The organism is Pseudomonas sp. R38(2017) (assembly GCF_002112395.1).
In the GTDB taxonomy this organism is placed as follows: domain Bacteria; phylum Pseudomonadota; class Gammaproteobacteria; order Pseudomonadales; family Pseudomonadaceae; genus Aquipseudomonas.
This window is the reverse complement of sequence record NZ_NEHN01000003.1, coordinates 110,535-127,383: the sequence shown is the minus strand read 5'-3', so window position 1 is coordinate 127,383 and position 16,849 is coordinate 110,535. Positions and strand designations below refer to the sequence as shown.

The following is a 16,849-nucleotide window of genomic DNA, read 5'->3' as shown; positions in this document are numbered from 1 at the left end:
ACCCTCTTATTGTTCTGTCAGGGGACGCACGCGCACGCCCTGTTCGAGCTGCGTCAGTTGCGCAGCATCGTGAATTCCGAAACCGATCTGGGTCACCGCCTGCGCCGCAATCGCCGTGGCCGTGCGCAGGGTCTGTTCCGGCGTATCGGCGCTGAGCAGACCGTGGAGCATGCCGGCCAGCAATGAATCACCGGCACCGACCGTGCTGGCGACGCTGACCTTCGGAGGCGTGGCATGCAACGCCGAGCCGACACTGAACCAGTTCACCCCTTCTGCGCCGTGGGAGATCACCACATGCTCGATGCCTTGAGCGTGCAGCCGATTGGCCGCTTCTGCCTGTGACGCGTGGGACACCACTTCACAGCCGAGTGCATCCGCCAGCTCTTCGGTATTCGGTTTGATCAGCCACGGGCCGGCCTTAAGCGCCGTGCGCAATGCTTCGCCGCTGGTGTCCAGCGCGACTTTCAGGCCCTGGCCCTTCAGGCGTTCGATCAACTCGCGCAACCATTTCGCACTGACTCCGCGCGGCAGACTGCCGGCAACCACCACCGCGTCATGCCCCGGCGCGATCTGCACCAGTCGATCCAGCAATGCCTGTTGCGCCACCACGCCCACCACCGGCCCCGGACCGTTGATGTCGGTGATTCGCCCGTCCTGTTCCGCGACCTTGATATTGCTGCGGGTTTCGCCTGGCACGCGGATGAAGGCGTCGACAAAACCACGCTTGGCGAACAGGGTTTCGAACGCCTGCAAATTGTCTTCGCCGAGGAATCCGCTGACGGTCAGTTGATGACCAAGATCAGCCAGCACCTGCGCGACGTTCACGCCTTTACCGGCGGCATGGGTGTGCATCTCGTCGCTGCGATTGACCTGACCGGGTTCCAGACGTGGCAACTGCACCGTGAGGTCCAGCGCGGGGTTGAGGGTCAGGGTAAGAATCTTGGCCATTACAGGGCCTCCACTAATGCGCGCACTTCATTGGCGCTGCCCACGGCCAGGGCTTGTTGAGCAAGGGTTTGCGCCTGGGTCAGGCTGAGTTCGCGGATGCGTGCCTTGACCTCGGCGATGCTGCGCCCGGAGACGCTCAGTTCATCCACACCGAGGCCGACCAGCACCGGCACCGCCAGCGGATCCGCCGCCAGCTCGCCACACACACCGACCCATTTGCCATGGGCATGGGCCGCGCGCACGGTGATGTCGATCAGTTGCAGCACCGCCGGGTGCAGGCCGTCCGCCTGGGCGGACAGGGTCGGATGACCACGGTCGATGGCCAGGGTGTATTGGGTCAGGTCGTTGGTGCCGACGCTGAAGAAGTCCACTTCTTTGGCCAGCACCGGCGCCAGCAACGCGGCGGACGGCACTTCGATCATGATCCCCAGTTGCAGGTCGGCGACCGGGATTTCCAGGCGCAGTCGCTCGGTCATGTCGCGGGCCTGACGCCACTCGTCGACGCTGCCGACCATCGGGAACATGATCCGCAATGGACGGTTGTCCGCCGAACGCAGCAAGGCGCGCAACTGCGCTTCCATGATCTGCGGACGCTGCAAGGTCAGGCGAATCCCGCGCACACCGAGGAACGGATTTTCTTCCTTGGCGATCGGCCAATACGGCAGCGGTTTGTCGCCGCCGACGTCGAGGGTTCGCACCACCAGCGGCCGCCCGGCGAGGCCGTTGAGGACGCGACGGTATTCGGCTTCCTGAGTCGCCTCGTCCGGCGCCTGCGGGTGAGCCATGAAAATCAGCTCGGTGCGCAGCAGGCCGATGCCTTCGGCGCCCTGCTCCACCGCACTGGTGACACCGGCGCTTTCGCCGATGTTGGCGAACACTTCCACGGCGTGGCCGTCGGTGGTGTGCGCCGGTTGGTGACGTTGTTCGGCGGCGGCTTTCAGGCGTTGTTCGCGGGTGTCGCGTTCTTCCGTGGCACGTTGCAGGGTCGCGGTATCGGCATCGACATGCAGACGCCCGCGCTGGCCATCGAGTAGTAATGATGTGCCCGGCTTCAGCAGTAATACCGCTGCGCCCGCACCGACCAACGCCGGAATCCCCAATGCGCGGGCCACGATGGCGCTGTGAGCGGTAGCGCCACCACGGGCAGTGAGAATCCCCGCTACCCGCGCCGGATCCAGTCGCGCCACGTCGGACGGACCGACCTCATCCATCACCAGAATGTACGGTTGCTCAGGCTCGGCAGGCGTCTGCACGCCGCACAGTTGCGCCAGCACCCGACGCCCGATGTCACGCAGATCGGCAGCACGTTCGGCGAGCAAGGCGTCCTGCAACGCCTCCTGTTGTTTCGCAGCGGCCTCGATCACGACCATCCACGCCGCTTCGGCGCTTTCGCCCTGCTTGAGGCGGGTGTCGACTTCGTCGGTGAGTTCCGGGTCGTCGAGCATTTCCTGATGGGTGATGAAAATCTCGCGGATCGCCTTGGCCTTGCTGCGTTCGATCAGGCCCTGAATGTCCTGACGCACCTCGACCAGAGCGTTTTTCAGACGTTCGCGCTCGATGGCGGCGGACTCGCCACGCAACGGGTAATCGATGGTTTGCTGGACCTGAATGTGCGCCGGGCCTATGGCGATCCCCGGCGCTGCGGGAATCGCTTGCAGCAGGCTGCCGGAGGTCGGGGCGCTCAGGACTTCGGCGATATCCGCGATCACTTCGTGTTGCTCGCTCACGGTCGGCAGCGGCTCGACTTCTTCGCCCAGGCCTTCTTCGATGGCCGCCAGCAAGGCCGGCAAGGCGTCGGCGGCGATGTTCGGCTCGGCGACGATTTCCAGCACCTGACCGCGACGGGCGCCGAGGCTCAGCAGTTTGCTCAGGCTCTTCACCGATACCGCACTGTCCTGACCATCGACGATGCGGATGCGGATTTCACCTTCGAAGCTTTTCGCCAGTTGCGCGAGAATCTTCGCTGGCCGCGCATGCAAGCCATGGGCGTTGGCCAGTGCAATCCGGGCGCTCGGCCAATCGGCCGGCAACTCACCGCCAAGCACTTCGAGGACTTTTCGGCTGCTGGTGGCGCGACCCAGTTCATGGCCGCGACCTTCGATCAGCAACGCGCACAACCGCTCGAGCAACGCCTGATGCGCTTCACCGAGGCTGGCCAGACAGAACAGACCGCTGAGCGGCTGGCCGAGGTAACGCATCGGTTTGTCCGGGGTGACGAACGCCAGACCCGGACGCTTCACGGTCTGCTCGCTGTGCAGCCACCACAGGCCATCGCCCAGCGGCAGCGCTTCGACTTGCTGCAATACACCGGCGAAACCGTTGCTCACGCAATCGGCCTGGCGCAGCAGACGTGCACCGCGCCAGACCAGCTCTTCGAAATCGTCGGCGGAGACCCCGAGACCGATCATCTGCGCATCCAGCGCCAGCTCTTGCGGCGCACCTTGCAGCAGTTTCAGCAGCGCTTCAGGCGAACTCGCACGACGCAGGGCCTGGCCCAGATCGGTCTCACCGAGGGCACGGGTCAGCAATTGCAGCAGGCGCAGGTGTTCGTCGGATTTGGCCGCGATACCGATGGCCAGATAGACGATCTGGCCGTCACCCCAGTCCACGCCGTCGGGAAACTGCATCAGCCGCACGCCGGTGGCAAACACCTGATCGCGGGTTTCGGGCGTGCCATGGGGGATCGCAATGCCTTGACCGAGGAAGGTCGAGCCCTGAGCCTCCCGGGCCTGCAGCCCGGCAAGGTATCCGTCGGCGACCAGACCATCAGCGACCAGGTGACTGGCCAGCAATTGCAGGGCGGCGGGTTTATCCACAGCCGATTGGCTCATGGATATCTGCTCTACAGTGAGCTCGAGCATGCGATCTCCTTTTTGGCACTGTTCAATGCCAGGTATTGTTTTGAATGGTTGCAGCTTAGGCGCTTGTAGGCTTCCCTTTCAGGAGGCAGTTTTGGCGGTTTCACGGCAGAACCGGCCAAAGGCGTCTAAAACGTAGAAAATACGCTTGCTGAAACGTTTAATCTAGATTGATCGGCACGTTACTCGATAATGTCTCATCCTTGAAGTCCAACTTGTCGGATGCGCTGCGACAATGGTCGCCTGCCTGAATCGGGTAGGATTGGCGAAAATGTGGCGGCAAGCTCGAAAAAACAAGGAAATCCCGGGTTGAAACTCAGTGATATCGCGCGGTTGGCCGGAGTGTCCGTGACCACCGCCAGCTACGTCATCAACGGCAAGGCCGAACAGCAACGCATCAGCAATGCGACCGTCGAGCGAGTGCGGGCGATCGTCGATCAGCACGGCTTTACTCCCAATCCACAAGCGGCCGGGTTGCGCAGTCGACACACCCGGACCCTTGGCTTCATCCTGCCGGACCTGGAAAACCCCAGTTACGCGCGGATCGCCAAATTGCTGGAGCAAGGTGCGCGGGAACGCGGTTATCAGTTGTTGATCGCCAGTTCCGACGATGCGCCGGACAGCGAACGGCAACTGCTGCAACTGTTCCGCGCCCGGCGCTGCGATGCGTTGATCGTCGCCAGTTGCCTGCCGGCCGGTGACGACAGCTATCGCCAGTTGCAGGCCAAGGGTTTGCCGATCATTGCCATCGACCGGGTGATGGACCCCGAGCATTTCTGCTCGGTGGTCAGCGATGACCGCGAAGCCAGTCTGCATCTGACCGAAAGCCTGCTCGACCCGCAACCGAAACAGATCGTGCTGCTGGGCGCCCGTCCCGAACTGAGCATCAGCCAGGAACGTACCGCCGGGTTCAAACAGGCCCTCGCCGGCTTCAAGGGCGAAGTGCTGATCGAGCACGCCGAGTCCTTCAGCCGCGAGTGCGGCAAGCAATTGATGGAAGAACTCCTGCAACGCCTCGGGCATTTGCCGGATGCGCTGGTCACCACGTCCTACGTGCTGTTGCAGGGTGTATTCGATGCGCTGCATGACTTCCCGCTGAAAAACCGCCCACTGCGCCTCGGCACGTTTGGTGACACCCAGTTGCTGGACTTCCTGCCGCTGCCGGTCAACGCCATGGCCCAGCAACACCAGTTGATCGCCGACAAGGCGCTGGCACTCGCGCTGGCGGCGGTCGAGCAATCGGACTACCAGCCTGGCGTGCAGGCCATCGCCCGCACCTTCAAGCAACGTATTCACCGGGACTGAGCCGTGGAGCTGATCGACAGCCACACCCACCTGGACTTTCCCGACTTCGACGCCGACCGTGCGGCGTTACTGGCTGAAAGCCGCGCCCTCGGGGTGCGGCGGATGGTGGTGCTGGGGGTGTATGAGGGCAACTGGCAACGAGTGTGGGATCTGGTGCAAAGCGATCCCGAGTTGTACGCCACTTTTGGCTTGCACCCGGTGTATCTCGATCAGCATCGGCCTGAAGACCTGCCTGCTCTGGGCGATTGGCTGACGCGGCTGCGCGGTCATCGGCAACTGTGCGCTGTCGGCGAAATCGGACTGGATTACTTCATCGAAACACTCGACCGCGAACGCCAGCAAGCGCTGTTCGACGCACAACTGCAAATGGCAGCGGATTTCGAGTTACCGGCGTTGATTCATGTGCGGCGCAGTCATGCGGCGGTGATTGCCACGCTCAAGCGCTTCAAGCTCAAGCGCGGGGGCATCATCCATGCCTTCGCCGGCAGTCGTGAAGAGGCGCGGGAATACATCAAGCTCGGTTTCAAACTGGGTCTCGGCGGTGCTCCGACCTGGCCCCAGGCCTTGCGAATGCATCGGGTGCTGGCTGACTTGCCACTGAGTTCGGTGGTGCTTGAAACCGACTCACCGGACATGGCGCCCGCCATGTACCCCGGCGTACGCAATACACCGGCACATCTGCCGGCGATCTGTACGGTGCTTGCGGGATTGATGTGCGTCAGTGCAAAGGAGCTCGCCGAGGCAAGCACCGTCAATTGCTGCGAAGTATTCGGCTGGTAGTCATTCGCCGTGGGCCTTCACCGCATCGAGCGTCAGGGTCATGTGCTGACGGTGGTGAACAAAACGCATCAGCGCGAAGTACACGAAAATCACGATCAATGAGGCATTCAACTGTTCGGTCACGTTGAGCAGCCCGATCCATTCCATCACCAGCGCCACCAGCAACGCGGTACACACTGTCAACGATGCGCTGAAGCGCAACAGGCCCAGCGAATCGAGGGATCTGAAACGTCTGATCTGTTTCGGGCAACGCAGCTCCAGGGCCTTCTGGCAGTGGGCACAGGTGAACGGTTCATTGATCGCAATGGCATTCAGTTGCCAGGGTTTGAGCAGCAGCGTGGTCTGGCAATGGGCACAGCGGCCCTGGACTCCCAGGGTTGCAACAGACATGTGTGGCCTCCTCCAAACGGTCAGTTGATGTGATCTTGATCCATTGAAGACGAAAAATCAGAGCCCGGAGGAAATCAGGAAATTGCTTACAAAAGTAAGCAAATAAGTACTACAAATTATTCCGACAAACCTGCCTCCGGAGAGGCAGGCTGATTAAACCCGGAAGGCGCTGATCAACTGTTTCAACTCAACCACCTGCGCCGACAGTGCCCGACTGGCGTTTTCGGTCTGATAGGCCCCTTCGGCCGTGCGCTCACCGGCACGGTTGATCTCGACGATGTTCTGGTCGATGTCATGGGCGACAGCGGTCTGCTGCTCCACGGCAGCGGCAATCTGCTGGTTCTGATCGACGATCATGCCTACCGCACCGAGGATGTTTTCCAAGGCCTGCTGGACCTTTTCCGACTGCCCGACGGTGCCATTGGCCATCTGATGGCTAACGCCCATGGCCTTCACCGCTGCACCGACCCCGCCGTGCAGCTTGGCGATCATCTGCTCGATTTCTTCGGTCGATTGCTGAGTACGTTTGGCCAGGGTCCGTACTTCGTCCGCCACTACCGCAAAACCTCGTCCCTGTTCCCCTGCACGCGCGGCCTCGATCGCCGCGTTGAGGGCCAACAGATTGGTCTGCTCGGCAATGCTCTTGATCACCTCCAGCACTCGGCTGATCGACTGGCTATCGCTGGCCAACTGGTTGATCACCAGCACCGACTGATCGATCTCACTGGCCAGTGCTGCGATGCTGCCCTGCTGCGACTCCACCAGGCCACGTCCGCTGATGGTTTCATCGTTGACGCTGTGGGCGCTGCTGACCGCAGCCGCCGCACTGCGCGCGACTTCCAGCGAGGTGGCGGACATCTGGTTCATGGCCGTAGCCACTTGTTCGATCTGAGTGCGCTGTCCGGCCACGGCCTGATTGCTTTGCGCCGAGACGTTTTCCACTTGCCCGGCCTGACGCTCGACTTCGCCGACGGTATGCCCGACCCGCTCGATCAGGTCGTGGATCTTGCGCACCGTGCCATTGAACACCTCGCCCAGCTCACCCAGTTCATCGCGGCTATGGGCTACGAAGTTGACCGTCATGTCCCCGGCGGCGACCTTGTCCATCATCGCGCCCAGGCGTTTAAGCGTGTTGCGGGTCGAGGCGTAGAAGCCGCCATAGAGGTAGAAAATCAGCACGAACACCACCGACAGCGCCACAGCCTGCAACACCATGTGCGTGCGGTTCTGCGCCAGACGTTGCTGCAATTGGGTATCGAGGAATTTCAGGGTGGCTTCGTTGAGTTGGTATGTCCGGTCCATCAGGCCCGTGACCTGATCATAAAAAGCCTGCCACGACGCATCGAGGGTCTCGGCGACCACCACTTGCTCTTCGAATATTTCGCTGGCCTGCTTCAGCGAGGCCTTGCTGACATCGGCCACGGTACTCAGCGAGTCCCGCGCGGCTTTGCTTGAGCCCAGTGCATCCTGCAGTTTCAGCCCGTACTCGCCCTGGAGTTTTTCGATCTGTGCCAGCAGCTCATCGAACCGGGTGCTGGAGGAACTGTTGAGAAAACCCTGCCCCAACGAGAATGAGCCCACGGCCCGGCCTTCACCGAGGGTCTGAGTGATGGCTGGTGTGATCGCAGTGACCAGTTCGCTGAGTTGACGGATATCGCTCTGGGTGTCGCGGCTCAGACCGGCCTGGCTGGCGATGATCTGGCTGAAAATCTGTGCGCTGCCGAGCAGCTTGCCGATCAGCGCACTTTTGCTTTGCAGGGAGCTTTCCACTTGCTGGGCCTTGAACGCGGTAATCATCTCATCGCGCTTGGCATCGAAGACCTTGATCTGCTCCGGGTCCTCGGTCATGGCCGTCAGCCCTTGCAGGCGCACCAGCACGGTTTTTTCCAGCCCGGTGATTTGCGCTTCGACATTGCCGGCCTTGCCCGACTGGCCAAGGGTGACGTTGATCTGCACCAGATTGTTGAGGGTTTCCAGATCCCGGCGCAGGGTCAGGCTGCTGCCCAGCAGGTCGAGGCTTTGCAACTCCACCCGGGTGCCCTGGAATTCGCGATAGGAATCGCGCACCAGATAAAAGTTGGTCACCAGCATCGGTACCAGGAACAGCACGCTGATCAAGCTGAACTTCATGCCGAAGCTCAAGCGGTTCATCAGCGAGACGGCGGGATAGAGCAAGCTCTTCACTGGAAGTCTCCCTTGGTTTTTTCTTGTTTTTATTGGCGGGCGCGGGGCGAAAGCAGATAGCCACTATCGGGCGCTATCTCTGTATAGCTCAAATCGAAGGGAGGTTTTGTAACTTAAGGTTAACGAGGGGGATTGCCCCCCTCACCACGCGGATGGGCGCTAGAACTGCTAGTGCAACACCGTCCACAGCGCAAATCCGGCATACCACAACACGGCAGCACGCAGCAGCAGTTCCCACAGGCAATCGAGGGTATTGATGCCTTCCGGGCCGACGGCGGCGGGCGGGATTTCCCCGGCAGCCAGGCCGACCTTGTTGATCAATTGCGCGGCGCTGATGTTCCAGTTCAACAGTTCATGCAGCATGACCCGGCTGACCGCAACAAAGTTGCCGACGAGGGCGAAACTCGCCGCCAGCAGGCGTACCGGCACCCAGTCGAACGCGTGCCGCAGTTGCCCTGCCCGCTCGGCCAGTGCCGGGTTCTGTGCGTTTTCTTCAGCCAGCGCCAGCAGGCGATAGCTCAGCGCGGCAACCGGGCCGAGCAGGAAGTACCAGAAAATCACTGCAAAGAAGCTCTGGTACGCCTGCCACAACAGATGGCGCTGCACTTGTTCCAACAATTGCTCGCCACTTTCGGCACAAATATCCAGATCGCGTTTGGCCACATGGGCAGCGGCCTGCAAGTCTTCCCGGCGCCAGGCATCGCGGAACGGGCCCAGACCGCCGAGCAAATCACCGCGACCCAAACTGTAAATCACCACCAGCAGATGCACCGGCAGGGCCAGCAAGCCGTAGGCGACCGGGTCCAGCACTACCAGCAGCAAACCCAGCAACGCCACCGGCAGCAGCACCAGTATGACCAGCACCAACCAAGGCCGTTTTGTCAGATTGCCGCTTTCAAGCTTGTGCAGTTCGCGGATCCACCCGCCATCGCGTTGAACCCGGTGGCGCAAGGCCGAGAACTTCTCGATCCATACCGCCAGCAGTAACACCAGAAAACTCATTGTCCTTCCTCTTGTGCCAGGGCGGCGCGGTAGCGTGCCCAGTCGAATGCGGGTCCAGGGTCGGTCTTGCGTCCGGGTGCGATGTCGCTGTGCCCGCAGATGCGTTCGACAGTGATCGCCGGAAACGCTTTTTGCAAATGGCGGGTCAGCACGATCAAGGCCTGATACTGCGCATCGGTGAACGGCAGATCATCGGTGCCTTCGAGTTCGATGCCCACGGAAAAATCGTTACAGGTTTCCCGTCCGTCGAACACCGAAACACCGGCATGCCAGGCACGCTCAAGACAGGAGACAAACTGGGTGACCTTGCCGTCACGTTCGATCAGGAAATGCGCGGAGACGCGCAGGTCGGCGATCCCTGCAAAATAGGGATGCTCCGTGACATCCAGGCGATTCTGGAAAAATTCCTGCACCTTGCCGGTGGCAAACTGCGCCGGCGGCAGACTGATGTTGTGGATGACCAACAGAGACACTTCGCCCGCCGGGCGTTCATTGAAGTTGGGCGAGGGGCAGACCTGTACCCCGTGACACCACCCGCTTGCGGGATCCAACTGCATACCGATTCCTTCAACGCCGACTGTGTTGGCGCCCAGTATGCCGTGATCGGCCCCTGGCGCGCGATCACTTGCCGCGATTGAGCCGTCGCAAGTTACCGAGCACCGACTCCAGCGCGCGGTCGAACAGCAAGGTGTCATCCAGCGCCCGTACCGTCCCGCGACGGAACTCCATGGCCAGGGCGATGCGATTGCGCTCCTGCACTTTCATCCCGGTACGGTCGACAAACACATACTTGCCGGTCGCCTCGATAATTGCCGCCAGTTTGCAGCGCAAGGTGTGTTCTTCATCTTCTTCGAACGCCACCCAACTGCCCAGACGCAATTGATCAACCTGACGCAGGCTCGCGTCATCGGCCGGCAGACGCTCCGGGCCCAACACCGGATGATTGTCGTCGGCGGTCTGCAAAACGATGGCCTGAGACACCTGGATCATCGGCGGCGACTCGGCCTGGTCCGGCTCGGCGGAGGGCTGAAGCAATCGAACGTGCAGCGCTTCCAACGCGCTGAAAAACTCACTGGTGGCAAATGGATCGAACGCCGAACTGCTCAACCCGTCGCGCAACGACTTGAGCAGACCCGGCACCAGCGACAGCAGACGCAGGCCCGAGTCGGCATCCTCGTGACGCTGCACACTCCAGATCAATTGCTCCATGGTCTGCACGTCGGCGTGCCATTCGGCGGACTGATCGCCGTGTTTGAGGCACGTCAGCAGCAAAACTTTGCTCCATGCCGCCTGGACAAAGGTCACCACCGACGGCGGCAGGACTTTGCCGAGCATCGCCTGGTTCAACGCCTGTTCGACACGCAGGCGGGCCAGTTCGGTCTTCGCCCGGCCCTCTTCGGCATCACGCAGACGCTGCTCAAGCAGTTCGCTGCGACGGCGCTCGTCGCTGGTAAAGGTGAGGAAGTCCGCCAGCAACTCGGAGAAAATCGCCGGATCATCGACGAACTCCGTCAGCAAACGCTGCACTACTTGCTCGATGCGCAGATAAAGGCTGTCGCGCGCATCGCCATCGCATTCACCCCAGCCCATGGCCGCTTCGGCGATTTCGTTGAGCAGACGTCGCGCCGGGTGGCTGCTGCGACTGAAAAAGCTCTTGTCGATCACCGCGACTTTCAACATTGGAATCTGCAACCGGGCGATCAACGCCTTGAGCGAATCCGGCAGATTTCGGTCATCAAGAATACAGTCGAAGACCATGGCCACCAGGTTGATCACATCCTCGTCGGCGCCACCGACGATCCTTGATTTACCGCTTTTCACACTGACCCGGGTCAGCAATTGCTCAAGCTGATTACGCAGATCGAAGTCTTCCTGCCCCGCCAGCGCCGGCACGTACTGCTGTAAATGCGAAAGCAGGCGCAGCAGGTCGCGGGTGGAAATCGGCTGAGTCGCCGCGCTCGGCTCAAGAGTCGGCGCGACGCTGCCGCGCACGTGCATCAACAGTTCCTGGAGTGCGGCGAAGACCTCCTGCACACCTGCGTCCGCCGGGGATTGATCGAGATCGTCGAGTTCGCTGTGTGCGCTGGCCGAAGCATGATCCCTGGCGCGACGGGCCGGTGCCGGTTTCAGCTCGGGCAACACGCCTGTAGCGACCAACAGTTGATTGGCCTCCGCGAAGAGCTGGTCGGTATCGGCCAGAACATAGCGCTCGAACAGTTTGAGCAGGATCAGTTTGACCTTGATCTCCACGCCCAGATTGCGCCCGGCCTGCAGGAAATACTCACACAGCATCGCCGGGCCCAGCGGGTTGTGTTGATCGTCCAGGGATTTGCCGAGCAGCGCATTGAATCGCGCGGTCAATTGATCAAGGGCGAAACCGTCGCGATTCAGTACGCGGCCGACCATGGTCTCAATGGCGACACTGCGCTCCATGTCGTCGGTGCGTGCCGTGGTGTCCTCGTACTGCAATGCGTGGGACACGACATTTTGTGCGGGATTATCTTGAGTGAGGCCGACAAAGGCCTCGAAGAATTGCTCGAGAAAGCCGCGCTCAATGTTCTTGCGCTTGAGGCGCAGGTCGCGCATCGCTTCAAAAAAGATGTTCTGCTCGACGTCGTTGCGCGCCCGGTCGGCCATTTCGAACAGCGTGTCGTCGGCGTTATCGAACAGCTCCTGCAAACCGTTGCGCAGGCGCTGTGCAGCCTTGTCGCGAACCTGAAGCAGAATCACAGGCAGGCGGGCGAGCGGCGAGTGAGTCGCCTGATCGGTAGCGGCCTTGTGCAAAGGCACTACATTCCCGTCGTTGTGCATCCAAGCCTCCTGAAACGGTGATTTGCCGACGTCAAAGCTATGGCGTCAAATGCAAGGCGGATTATCTTGCAAAAGTTGTCTCCGGCGCCAGAGGCGTCAGGGTTTCCCCTAGGCGCCGACACCTTCAAGTGACCATCCGAGAATCGGGTTTGCTCAAAGAAATTCGACCGGATGCAAGTCGACGGAGAGGTCTCGCCTTGGGTTGGTCGGTGCCATGCCCCTATAATCGGGCCACTTAGTTTGTGGAGCCCGTTATGCCGAATCTACGTCTCGCCGATTTGACCGCCGAAATCGAAGCCAACGTGCGCCGTGCGTTGCTCGAAGACATCGGCAGCGGCGACATCACCGCGCAACTGATCCCGGCCGAACGCCTGGCCAAAGCCACCATCATCACCCGTGACGCTGCCGTGATCTGCGGCACAGCCTGGGTCGACGCGGTGTTCCGTCAGCTCGATCCTCGGGTCGCGGTGCACTGGCAGGTACGCGATGGCGAACGGGTTTCACCGAACCAGCCGCTGTTTCACCTGGAAGGCCCGGCCCGTTCGCTGCTGACCGGCGAACGTAGCGCCCTGAACTTTCTGCAATTGCTGTCTGGCGTGGCCACCCGCGCGCAATACCTTGCAGACTTCGTCGCCGAAACCGACGTGAAACTGCTAGACACCCGCAAGACCCTGCCGGGCCTGCGTCTGGCGCAGAAATATGCGGTCACCTGCGGCGGTTGCCATAACCATCGCATCGGTCTGTACGACGCGTTCCTGATCAAGGAAAACCACATCGCCGCCAGCGGCGGAATCCCGCAGGCCATTGCCGCCGCGCACAAGATCGCGCCGGGCAAACCGGTGGAAGTTGAAGTGGAAAGTCTGGATGAACTGAAGGAAGCGCTGGCGGCCGGCGCCGACATCATCATGCTCGACGAACTGAGCCTCGATGACATGCGCGAAGCCGTACGCCTGAACGGCGGCAAGGCGAAGCTGGAAGCCAGCGGCGGCATCAACGAAAGCACGTTGCTGCCGATTGCCCAAACCGGGGTGGATTACATCTCGATCGGTGCGATGACCAAGGATGTGAAAGCCGTGGACCTGTCGATGCGTCTGAGCCTCTGAATCGAGCGCGCATTAAAAAACGCCAGCCCTTTCGAGGCTGGCGTTTTTGTTTCAGACCACCAGATTGTTCATCTCGCAGTACTCTTCCCAATCGACACCCAGCACTTCGGCTGCCTCCTTGTGCAGCTCCAGGCGCTTGGCCTCGAACTCTTCAGGGCTGCTGGTGTACTTGAGCGTCAGTTCCCACGGCTGCAAACCCTGGGCTTCGGCTTCGTCTTCGAACGCCCATTGGATCTGGTCTTTCTGCTCATCGGGACTCAGGTCCTTGATCTCGTCCATCAACTCCGGCGCATCAAGTTTGTACTTCTCCAGCGCTTGTTCGTGGCGTTGCTCTTGGGTCAATTCAGTCATGGCGTTCTCGCTGATCTTAAGAATGGAAGATGGATCTGGATCATCAAGGATCTCTCTGACGCGGATTGTCCGGCCTTCGGAACCATTCGGGATCATCTGAAAACTGCTGGGCGATGCTCATGCAGACAGCGAATATAGGACGTTTGGCGAGCGAATTACACGGGTCTTTACATCTCTCCCACAAAAAGTTGACCTGCGGAACATAAACCGGATTTCCAAGTCGTAGCGATGTGCCATATCGGCACTCACCTTCGCTGTTCACAAGGAAACCCAGTGATGCGCAGTTTTTCGAAGATTTCTTCTGTTGTGTCCGCCACCGCTCTGACCGCCCTGCTGGGCACACTGGCCCTGCCGGCCAGCGCAATGGCCGTTGAATTGAGTAGCAGCAGCCCCTCCTATGGCGACCAGATCTCCGCCATTCACAACGATTTCGGCAAAGACGTGGTGATCAAGAGTGGTATCGGTGTCGAAGAACTGAAAAAGATGCGCGACACCGTCAACGACCAGTCGCGTCAGATCGAGGAACTCAAGCGCAGCAGCGGTTCCAGCTCAAGCTCCAGCGGCAGAGAGATTGATGATCTGAAGAACAAGGTCAAGGAACAGGATCGTCAGATCGATACGCTGAGCCGTCAGGTCGACGACCTCAAGCGCAACAGCGGCTCCAGCTCCAGTTCGAACAACAGCGAAATCTCCAGCCTGAAGCAGAAGCTCAACGATCAGGATCGCGCGATGGATCAGCTCAAACGCACCGTCGAGGAGTTGAGCCGCAAGGTGAAATAAGGGGAAGTGGTGCCCGAGACAGGAATCGAACCTGCGACCTTCGCGTTACGAGTGCGCTGCTCTACCGGCTGAGCTACACGGGCGGTGGGCTAAACCTAGCACCGGTATTGAAGGTCGGCAACTTCGTAGAATGACTCGATATTTCGCAGACAAAAAAATGCCCCGCCGTTTTCACGGCGGGGCATTTTTATTGTGCTAAAGCGGCGGGGTGATTAAACGCCCGAAGCCTTGGCCGCTGCCACGTCTTTGATGGACAGTTTGATACGGCCACGGTTGTCCACGTCCAGTACCAGCACTTCCACTTCCTGACCTTCTTTCAGGATGTCGGTCACTTTCTCTACGCGAGCGTCGCTCAGCATCGAGATATGAACCAGGCCGTCCTTGCCCGGCAGGATGTTGACGAATGCGCCGAAGTCGACGATGCGCTCAACCTTGCCGACGTAGATCTTGCCGATCTCGGCTTCTGCGGTGATACCCAGAACGCGCTGACGTGCTGCTTCAGCCGCTTCCTTGGTTTCGCCGAAGATCTTGATCGAACCGTCGTCTTCAATGTCGATCGAAGCCTTGGTTTCTTCGCAGATCGCACGGATGGTCGCGCCGCCTTTACCGATAACGTCACGGATCTTGTCGGTGTCGATCTTCATCGCGATCATGGTCGGAGCGTTGGCCGACAGCTCGGTACGCGACTGGCCGATGATCTGGTTCATCTGGCCGAGGATGTTCAGGCGCGCTTCCAGGGCCTGGCCCAGAGCGATTTCCATGATCTCTTCGGTGATGCCCTTGATCTTGATGTCCATCTGCAGCGCGGTAACACCTTTGGCGGTACCGGCCACTTTGAAGTCCATGTCGCCCAGGTGGTCTTCGTCACCCAGGATGTCGGTCAGGACGGCAAATTTCTCGCCTTCTTTAACCAGACCCATGGCGATACCGGCAACCGGTGCCTTCATCGGAACACCAGCGTCCATCAGAGCCAGGGAAGCGCCGCACACGGAAGCCATCGAGCTCGAACCGTTGGATTCGGTGATTTCCGATACTACACGGATGGTGTACGGGAACACGTCGGCAGCAGGCAGCATCGCCGAAACCGAACGACGGGCCAGACGGCCGTGACCGATTTCGCGACGACCGGCGCCACCCATGCGACCACACTCGCCCACCGAGAACGGAGGGAAGTTGTAGTGCAGCATGAACGGGTCTTTTTTCTCGCCTTCCAGGGTGTCCAGCAGCTGTGCGTCACGGGCGGTGCCCAGAGTCGCGACTACCAGAGCCTGGGTTTCGCCACGGGTGAACAGTGCCGAACCGTGGGTCTTCGGCAGAACGCCGACTTCGATGTTCAGCGGACGTACGGTGCGGGTGTCGCGACCGTCGATACGTGGCTTGCCGTTAACGATGTTTTCGCGAACGGTGCGGTATTCGATTTCGCCGAATGCAGCTTTGACGTCGGAAGCCGAAGGCTGGCCTTCTTCGCCGGACAACTTGGCAACCACCTGGTCACGCAGCTCGCCCAGACGCGCATAGCGGTCGGCCTTGATGGTGATGGTGTAAGCCTGGGAGATCGCTTCGCCGAACTCGGAGCGGATGGCAGCCAGCAGCTCGGTGGCTTCTGGAGCCGGTGCCCAGGTCCAGGTTGGCTTCGCCGCTTCGGCAGCCAGTTCTTTGACTGCGTTGATCACAACCTGGAACTCGTCGTGAGCAAACAGTACCGCGCCCAGCATCTGGTCTTCGGTCAGCTCTTTGGCTTCCGATTCAACCATCAGCACGGCGTCAGAAGTACCGGCAACGACCATGTCCAGGCTCGAGGCAGCTTGCTGCTCGTAAGTCGGGTTCAGCAGGTAGCCGGTGCTTTCGTGGAAAGCAACGCGAGCGGCGCCGATCGGGCCGTCGAATGGAATGCCGGAGATCGCCAGGGCAGCCGAGGTACCGATCATCGCAGCGATGTCCGGATCGGTCTTCTTGCTGGTGGAAACGACGGTGCAGACAACCTGCACTTCGTTCATGAAGCCTTCTGGGAACAGCGGACGGATCGGACGGTCGATCAGTCGGGAAGTCAGGGTTTCTTTCTCGGAAGGACGGCCTTCACGCTTGAAGAAACCGCCAGGGATCTTGCCGGCAGCGTAAGTCTTTTCCTGATAGTGAACGGACAGAGGGAAGAAGCCCTTGCCCGGATCGGCTTGCTTGGCACCGACTACGGTCACCAATACGCTGACGTCGTCGTCAACGGTGACCAATACTGCGCCGGAGGCCTGACGGGCGATACGGCCAGTCTCGAGGGTAACGGTCGACTGACCGAACTGGAATTTTTTGATTACCGGGTTCACGGTGTCCTACCTTCTTTGT

The 16,849-nt window shown here is 60.5% G+C and carries 13 protein-coding genes and 1 tRNA gene; 4 read left to right on the top strand and 10 right to left on the bottom strand.

All coding sequences use genetic code 11. From position 1 onward, the window contains the following. Positions 1 to 6: 6 nt before the first annotated feature. Together pfkB and ptsP are read right to left on the bottom strand one after the other, a co-directional pair. Positions 7 to 948, bottom strand: coding sequence for a 1-phosphofructokinase (pfkB, locus tag CAF87_RS07370; RefSeq protein WP_085729562.1), 942 nt, complete (start codon positions 946 to 948; stop codon positions 7 to 9). Continuing rightward, positions 948 to 3,809 carry a phosphoenolpyruvate--protein phosphotransferase gene (ptsP, locus tag CAF87_RS07365; protein WP_085729561.1) on the bottom strand — a complete coding sequence of 954 codons (2,862 nt, stop codon included), beginning with the start codon at positions 3,807 to 3,809 and terminating at the stop codon, positions 948 to 950. Before ptsP ends, pfkB begins: the two co-directional genes overlap by 1 nt. A gap of 306 nt (positions 3,810 to 4,115) precedes the next feature. Between ptsP and cra the strand changes: the two genes are divergently transcribed. Further along, positions 4,116 to 5,111, top strand: a complete 996-nt coding sequence (gene cra, locus CAF87_RS07360; protein WP_085729560.1) for a catabolite repressor/activator — start codon at positions 4,116 to 4,118, stop codon at positions 5,109 to 5,111. A gap of 3 nt (positions 5,112 to 5,114) precedes the next feature. Next, a complete protein-coding gene (locus tag CAF87_RS07355) occupies positions 5,115 to 5,891 on the top strand; it encodes a TatD family hydrolase (RefSeq protein WP_085729559.1) in 777 nt (258 codons plus the stop codon). On the opposite strand, the gene CAF87_RS07350 is transcribed toward CAF87_RS07355, so the two are convergent. From CAF87_RS07350 to CAF87_RS07330, 5 genes are all read right to left on the bottom strand, one after another. Continuing rightward, a complete protein-coding gene (locus CAF87_RS07350) occupies positions 5,892 to 6,281 on the bottom strand; it encodes a hypothetical protein (protein ID WP_085729558.1) in 390 nt (129 codons plus the stop codon). A 153-nt stretch (positions 6,282 to 6,434) separates the two neighbouring features. Then, a complete protein-coding gene (locus CAF87_RS07345) occupies positions 6,435 to 8,465 on the bottom strand; it encodes a methyl-accepting chemotaxis protein (RefSeq protein WP_085729557.1) in 2,031 nt (676 codons plus the stop codon). A 168-nt stretch (positions 8,466 to 8,633) separates the two neighbouring features. Then, positions 8,634 to 9,467: a regulatory signaling modulator protein AmpE gene (ampE, locus tag CAF87_RS07340; RefSeq protein WP_085729556.1), complete on the bottom strand. Its 834-nt coding sequence runs from the start codon at positions 9,465 to 9,467 to the stop codon at positions 8,634 to 8,636. Further along, positions 9,464 to 10,024, bottom strand: coding sequence for a 1,6-anhydro-N-acetylmuramyl-L-alanine amidase AmpD (gene ampD, locus CAF87_RS07335; protein WP_085729555.1), 561 nt, complete (start codon positions 10,022 to 10,024; stop codon positions 9,464 to 9,466). Before ampD ends, ampE begins: the two co-directional genes overlap by 4 nt. 64 nt (positions 10,025 to 10,088) lie before the next feature. Then, positions 10,089 to 12,278 (bottom strand): DUF1631 domain-containing protein, encoded by a 2,190-nt coding sequence (locus CAF87_RS07330; protein ID WP_085729554.1) that lies wholly within the window; start codon positions 12,276 to 12,278, stop codon positions 10,089 to 10,091. A 254-nt stretch (positions 12,279 to 12,532) separates the two neighbouring features. Here CAF87_RS07330 and nadC point away from each other — a divergent pair, with 254 nt between their 5' ends. After that, positions 12,533 to 13,381 carry a carboxylating nicotinate-nucleotide diphosphorylase gene (gene nadC, locus CAF87_RS07325; RefSeq protein WP_085729553.1) on the top strand — a complete coding sequence of 283 codons (849 nt, stop codon included), beginning with the start codon at positions 12,533 to 12,535 and terminating at the stop codon, positions 13,379 to 13,381. A 51-nt stretch (positions 13,382 to 13,432) separates the two neighbouring features. Here the strand turns inward: nadC and CAF87_RS07320 are convergent, their stop codons facing one another. Beyond that, positions 13,433 to 13,732, bottom strand: coding sequence for a DUF6388 family protein (locus tag CAF87_RS07320; protein ID WP_085729552.1), 300 nt, complete (start codon positions 13,730 to 13,732; stop codon positions 13,433 to 13,435). Positions 13,733 to 14,008: 276 nt separating this feature from the next. Here CAF87_RS07320 and CAF87_RS07315 point away from each other — a divergent pair, with 276 nt between their 5' ends. Further along, positions 14,009 to 14,512 carry a hypothetical protein gene (locus CAF87_RS07315; RefSeq protein ID WP_085729551.1) on the top strand — a complete coding sequence of 168 codons (504 nt, stop codon included), beginning with the start codon at positions 14,009 to 14,011 and terminating at the stop codon, positions 14,510 to 14,512. A gap of 7 nt (positions 14,513 to 14,519) precedes the next feature. On the opposite strand, the gene CAF87_RS07310 is transcribed toward CAF87_RS07315, so the two are convergent. Together CAF87_RS07310 and pnp are read right to left on the bottom strand one after the other, a co-directional pair. Next, positions 14,520 to 14,595 (bottom strand) — tRNA-Thr (locus CAF87_RS07310). Positions 14,596 to 14,724: 129 nt separating this feature from the next. After that, a complete protein-coding gene (gene pnp / locus CAF87_RS07305) occupies positions 14,725 to 16,830 on the bottom strand; it encodes a polyribonucleotide nucleotidyltransferase (RefSeq protein ID WP_007953735.1) in 2,106 nt (701 codons plus the stop codon). Between the last annotated feature and the right edge of the window lie 19 nt (positions 16,831 to 16,849).